Genomic DNA, 5,554 nt, shown 5'->3' with positions numbered 1-5,554 from the left:
GCCGTGCTCCGGCCGTCCGCGCGGGGCCGGGGCGTCGTCGGCGGCGTCCACCGGGAGCGGGACGCGATCGTCGAGCGGGTCCCGCTCCCCGTCGCCGTCGAGTGCGCGGAGCCTCGCCTCGTGGCCCGCGACGAAGAGGGGGCCGGCCACCTCGGTCCGCAGGGCGGCCAGCCGCGGCCGGGGCGTGCCGGGTTCCAGGGGAATCAGGCGTGCCCCGAGGCGTGCGGCGGCGAGGAAGGCGACGACGCATGCGGACGTGTTCTCCCAGAGCAGTGCCACCGTGCCGTGCGGGGCGAGGCCGCGGGAGGTCCAGCGGTGCGCGGTGGCGCGGACCCTGTCGTGCAGGTCACCGTAGGTCAGGACGTCGTCCCCGCAGCGCACGGCCACGGCACCCGGACGGGCGCGGCAGGCGCTGCCGAGCACGTCGTCCAGGGTCGCGGGAGCGGGCGCCGTCCCGGTTCCGGTCGGGGTGGCCATCGGTCAGGGCCTCCTGTCGGCGGCGGCGGACAGTACCTGTGGCTCGTCGGCGGGGTCGTCGTCGGGCCGCTGGTGGCGGAAGTACCGGTCGTACAGGCGGCGGTAGGCCCCGTCCCGGGCCAGCAGGCTGGTGTGGTCGCCCTCCTCGATGACGCGTCCGTCGTCGACGACGACGATCCTGTCGGCCTTGCGGACAGTGGGCAGCCGGTGGGCGACGACGAGGGTGGTGCGGTCCTTGGCCAGGGCGTCCAGGCCCTCCTGGATCTGGGCCTCCGTCAGGGGATCGATGCTGGCAGTGGCCTCGTCCAGGACCAGTACCGGTGCGCCCTGTAGGAAGACCCGGGCCAGCGCGACGATCTGCCGTTGGCCGGTGGACAGGTTGCGTCCGCCCTCGTCGGTGACGGTGTCCAGGCCCTGCGGTAGCTGGGCCAGCCAGTCGCCGCCCGCCACCGCGCGCGCGGCGGCCTCGACGTCGTCGCGGGTGGCGCCCGGCCGTCCGCGGGCGATGTTGTCCGCGACCGTCCCGGAGAAGAGGAACGGGGTCTGTGTGACCACGCCGAGGCAGCGCCGATACTGCTCCAGGTCCAGGGTGCGCACGTCCCGCCCGTCGACTGCGATGCTGCCCTTCTGGAACTCGTACGCGCGCATGATCAGTCGCACCAGACTGGACTTGCCCGCTCCGGTGTGGCCGACGAGGGCCACGGTGCGGCCGGCCGGGATGGTGAGGTTCACGCCCTTGAGGACGGGGTGCTGGGCGTCGTAGCCGAAGTGGACGTCGCGCAGTGTGATCTCGCCGCGCAGGCGCGGGACCGGGAGGCGGTCGCGCTGGCGTACTGCGGGCTCGCGGTCGACCAGCGCGAAGACCCGCTCTCCCGCGGCCAGGCCCTGCTGGAGCTGGCTCCAGAAGGAGGCGATGCTGGTGAGCGGCGACCAGAACAGGGCCAGCGCCTCCAGGAACAGCACCCATTCGCCGGCCGACACGCTGCCGGAGTCCACGCCGTGGCCGCCGACCAGGACCACGGCGGTCGTGCCCAGGCCGGTCAATGAGATCAGCAGCGGGAAGATGCCGCTGAACATGCGGTTCAGCCGCACGCTCGCCCGGAACCAGCGGTGGTTGACCTCGTCGAGTCCGCGCTGCGCGGCCTGCTGGTGGCTGTGGTTGCGGGCCACGGCGATGCCGCGCAGGGTCTCCTGGACATAGCCGTTGACCTCGGCCAGTGCCTCCTGCTGCCGCAGGGAGGCGCTGCGCGCGGCGCGTCGGAAGGCGAGGCTGACGGCGACGACGACCGCGGCGACCAAGGCCGTCACCAGGGCCAGCTCCACGTTGATCAGGAAGAGGGCGGTCAGCAGGATCACGATCATCAGCACTTGCCCGAGGAGGCTGAGCACCAGGTTGATCAGCGTCGCGAAGGCCTGCGTGTCGTTGGTGACCCGGCTGACCACCGCGCCCGTGGCGTGGGAGTCGTGGAAGGACATGTCCTGTCGCATGGCCGCTTCGAAGACGCGCTTGCGCAGGCTGAGGACGACGTCACAGACCAGGCTTCCCACCGTGCGCTCCTGTAGATACGTGAACAGCCAGGCGACGATGCCCGCGGCGAGCACGGCCGTGACGAGCCATGCCACCCCGCTGTCGCCGTCGTCCAGGGCCGAGTCGACGGTCCTGGCCAGCAGCAGGGGGACGGCGCTGCCCGCGGCGGCGGCGATGACCACGGCGGCGGTCACGAAGGCCACCGTTCTGCCTCTGCCGTGGAAGTAGGGGGTGATGCGGCGGGCCAGTTCGCGGTCGCGGTAGCGGCGGTCGTAGCCGTCCGGCTCGATGCCCTCCAGCAAGTGCGCCATCAGTGGCTCTCCTCCTTGGCTCCCACGGGGGCCGGGCCGGCGGGGGCCGGCTCGTCCAGGTAGGGCGCGAAGATCCGACGGTAGAACGAGCAGTCGCGCAGGAGCTGTTCGTGGCTGCCCTGGCCGACGATCCGGCCGGCGTCCAGGACGAGGATGTGGTGCGCGGCACGGATACGGGACAGCCTGGGGGTGATGAGGAACGTGGTGCGCCCGGCCGAGGCCTGCCGCATGGCGCGTTGCAGATCGTGTTCGGTGGCGGCGTCGACGGCGCTGGTCGCGTCGTCCACGGTGAGGATGCGAGGGTCGGCCACCAGCGCGCGGGCGATGGCGAGGCGCTGGCGCTGCCCTCCGGACAGGGTGACCCCGCGTTCGCCGAGGACAGTGTCGTAGCCGTCCTCGCTCGCCATGATGAAGTCGTGGGCCTGGGCGGTGCGGGCCGCGGCCTCCAGCCTGGCGCGGTCGGCGCCGGTCTCCGCGTCGAGCGCGAGGTTCTCGGCGATGGTGCGGGAGAACAGCACCACGTCCTGCTCGATGACCGCGATCTGCGAACGCAGTGACCTGGTGTCCCAGTCGGTGGTGGCGACATCGTCGATCAGGACGCGTCCCTCGTCGGGGACATAGGTGCGGTTCAGCAGATGCACCAGCGTGGACTTGCCGCTGCCCGTGGCGCCGACGATGGCCACGGTGGTGCCGGCAGCCACCCGGAACGACACGTCGGACAGCACCGGCTTGCCGGGTTCGTAGCCGAAGGTGACGTGCTCCATGGCGACATCCCCGGTGATGGGCACGGCGTGCCGGCCGCCCGTCTCGTCCTCGCCGTCCGGGTCGTCGACGACCTCCTTGATGCGCTGCGCTCCGGCCATGCCGAGATAGATGAGCCCGATGCTGAAGGAGGCGAGCTGGGTGGGTGCCCGCAGGGTTCCCATCAGCCCGAGCACGGCGACGAGTTCGCCGATGCTCAGGGAGCCCGCGCGCAGCAGGAGCACGGAGTGCACCAGGGCGCCGGCGGTGGCGAGGGCCAGCAGCAGTGGCGGCAGGGACAGCGCCTGGGTGCGGATCTGGCGCTCGGAGGCGTCACGGTAGGCCGTGGCCAGTTCGGCGAACCGGCCGCGCTCCTGTTCGGCTCCGCCGGTCGACTCGGCCACCTCGACTCCGGCGATGCTCTCGGTGGCCTGGGCCGTCATGTCGCCGAAGCATTCCCGGGCCAGGTCGGAAACGGGTTCCAGGCGCCGTCCGTGCTCGGCGAGTACTACCGCGAACAACACGACGAAGACGACCGGGGACAGCAGCAGCCGCGGATCGACCAGGGCGACGAAGATGATCGGCATCAGGACGTTCAGCGCCAGGTCGACCGCCATGTCGAAACCTGGCGACACCATCAGATTCAGTGACTCGGCGTCGCCGGTGGCGCGGGCGGACAGATCACCGACTCGCCGCCGGTTGAAGTAGCCCTGGCTCTTGCGCAGCAGGCCGGCGAAGACCTGGGCACGCGCCTGGCGCTCCAGCCCGCTGGCGAAGGACTCCAGGCAGTAGGTGGCCACGATGCCGCCCACGGCCCGCACGAGCACGAGTGCCAGCAGACCGGCGACGATGGCGTGGAAGGTGCCGAAGTCGGGTGCGTCGCCGCCATGATCGAGGACCGCGTCGAAGGCCAGGCCGATGACCAGGGGGATCGCCGCGTTCAGCGACTGCCAGACGAGGCTGCCCAGCACATGCAGGGCGATGTACGGCCGGAACGGCCGCATCTGCGCCAGCAGCCAGCGGGGCACACTGTCGGCCGGATCCTTCCCCTCGGGGACGGTCTCGGCGGTCATCGGCACTCCATTCTCTGGGGTCGGGGCTGGGCCGCGCCTGCGGCCGGGATGGCCCGGAAATTATTGCCGGCCATGGTTTTCGGCCACGATTTCTCGAAAATCATGGGCTGGGTGCGCGGGGTTTTAACGGTTCACAATTCGCCGAGCCGTCGACGGGATGCCGCGGGTAGCGGGCGCGGTCCCGCGATGTGCTTCGCGGGGGAGGCCCGTACGTCCATCGGCGCGCGACGAGGTGGCGTGACCGGGGCGCAGCACACCGGGATGGACTGGTCCCGTCCCTGCTCAGGCGGCGTATCGGTAGCGTCGTGGGTCGTCGTACGGGTCTGAGTCATCGGGTTTCACACGGCAGTGCAGGGGGTGCGGGCCAGCCGTCGCATGGACGGTACTTGTTTTCCGGGAAAAACGAAAGCGTGCCCCGCAGGGGTGAAAACCAATGGCTGGATGAAAATTAAACCTTGAGTGGATTATGCGGATGCCGGGCATTGTCGCGGTGGCGGCCATCTCGCCGGTGCCCTGTCGAATGGTTGATCCCGAACGTTTCGTCTGGGTACTGTGGAGCACCATATTGTTGAATATGAGTCGCACTTGCGCATCCATGGCAACTGGGCCTGCCGACGGCCGACACGGGGGAGGAGCGCGTTCTCCGGTCCGGAAATATGCCAGAGGCGCATGGCGCCAGTGAGGAGGAGTACGAGTGAGCCAGATGCTGTGCCACCCCCCCTGTCAAGGAGAGCAGCTCGTGGTGACCACTCTTGTGCGCAGCGGATTCCTGCGGCTCGGGCTGCGAGCCGTGCTGTCGACCGCGCCGTCGGTGGGCGAGGTCAGACACTGCGGCGACTGGACCGAAGTGGAGGACACCTTGGGTTCCGGCCGGGTCGACGTCCTGTTCCTGCACGAGGACGACTACGTCCCCGATCGCGGGGCGCTCGTCGATGCCCGGCACCGACGAGCGAAGGTACTGCTGTTACTCAGCAGTACGGACATACGCGAGGAAATTCTCGCAGGAACCTCGGTTCCTGATGGATTCCTGGTCGAGGACCAGTTGACCGCCTCCGCCGTCGAGGAGGCGCTGCAACAGACGGCGGCGGGAGAGGTTCCCATGCCCACCTCCCTCATCCGGGCGCTGCTGCACCGCGTCCGTGATTCGGGACAGCACCGCCCGCGCGAGGTCTCCCTGACCGCCCGCGAGAACGAGGTGCTGCTCCTGCTCGCCAAGGGCATGAGCAACAAGCAGATCGCCCGGCGCCTGGGCATATCCAGTCATGGCGTCAAGCGCATCGTCGCCAGCCTGCTCCTGAAGCTGGGTGCGCCCAATCGGACCGCCGCCGTGGTGACAGCCATACAGAACGGGCTCATCACCTACTGAGCGGGCCCACCCGTCCTGCACCCGCCGCGCGCCCGGTCGCCCCGCCCCCGTCTCGCGG

Annotated in this window: 4 protein-coding genes; 1 reads left to right on the top strand and 3 read right to left on the bottom strand. The window is 70.2% G+C overall.

The window, feature by feature from the left end; genetic code table 11:
* From KN815_RS45870 to KN815_RS45860, 3 genes are all read right to left on the bottom strand, one after another.
* A partial coding sequence (locus KN815_RS45870) for an AMP-binding protein (protein WP_216347718.1) occupies positions 1-477 on the bottom strand: 477 nt, incomplete at its 3' end.
* Between the two features lie 3 nt (positions 478-480).
* Positions 481-2,316 (bottom strand): ABC transporter ATP-binding protein, encoded by a 1,836-nt coding sequence (locus tag KN815_RS45865; protein WP_216347717.1) that lies wholly within the window; start codon positions 2,314-2,316, stop codon positions 481-483.
* Complete coding sequence (locus KN815_RS45860; RefSeq protein ID WP_216347716.1) at positions 2,316-4,130, bottom strand: ABC transporter ATP-binding protein; 1,815 nt, start codon at positions 4,128-4,130, stop codon at positions 2,316-2,318. Before KN815_RS45860 ends, KN815_RS45865 begins: the two co-directional genes overlap by 1 nt.
* A 739-nt stretch (positions 4,131-4,869) precedes the next feature.
* On the opposite strand from KN815_RS45860, the gene KN815_RS45855 reads away from it, so the two are divergent.
* The gene (locus tag KN815_RS45855; protein ID WP_253209661.1) at positions 4,870-5,496 is read left to right on the top strand and encodes a response regulator transcription factor; all 627 of its coding nucleotides are present in this window, start codon (positions 4,870-4,872) and stop codon (positions 5,494-5,496) included.
* Positions 5,497-5,554 lie beyond the last annotated feature (58 nt).

It is taken from the genome of Streptomyces niphimycinicus, assembly GCF_018883605.1.
In the GTDB taxonomy this organism is placed as follows: domain Bacteria; phylum Actinomycetota; class Actinomycetes; order Streptomycetales; family Streptomycetaceae; genus Streptomyces; species Streptomyces niphimycinicus.
This window is presented reverse-complemented; position numbering and strand designations above follow the sequence as displayed.

Excerpts from the sequence above, each read along its gene's own strand:
- KN815_RS45860 (WP_216347716.1), bottom strand. The coding sequence starts at position 4,130 with ATGACCGCCGAGACCGTCCCCGAGGGGAAGGATCCGGCCGACAGTGTG.
- KN815_RS45865 (WP_216347717.1), bottom strand. The coding sequence starts at position 2,316 with ATGGCGCACTTGCTGGAGGGCATCGAGCCGGACGGCTACGACCGCCGC.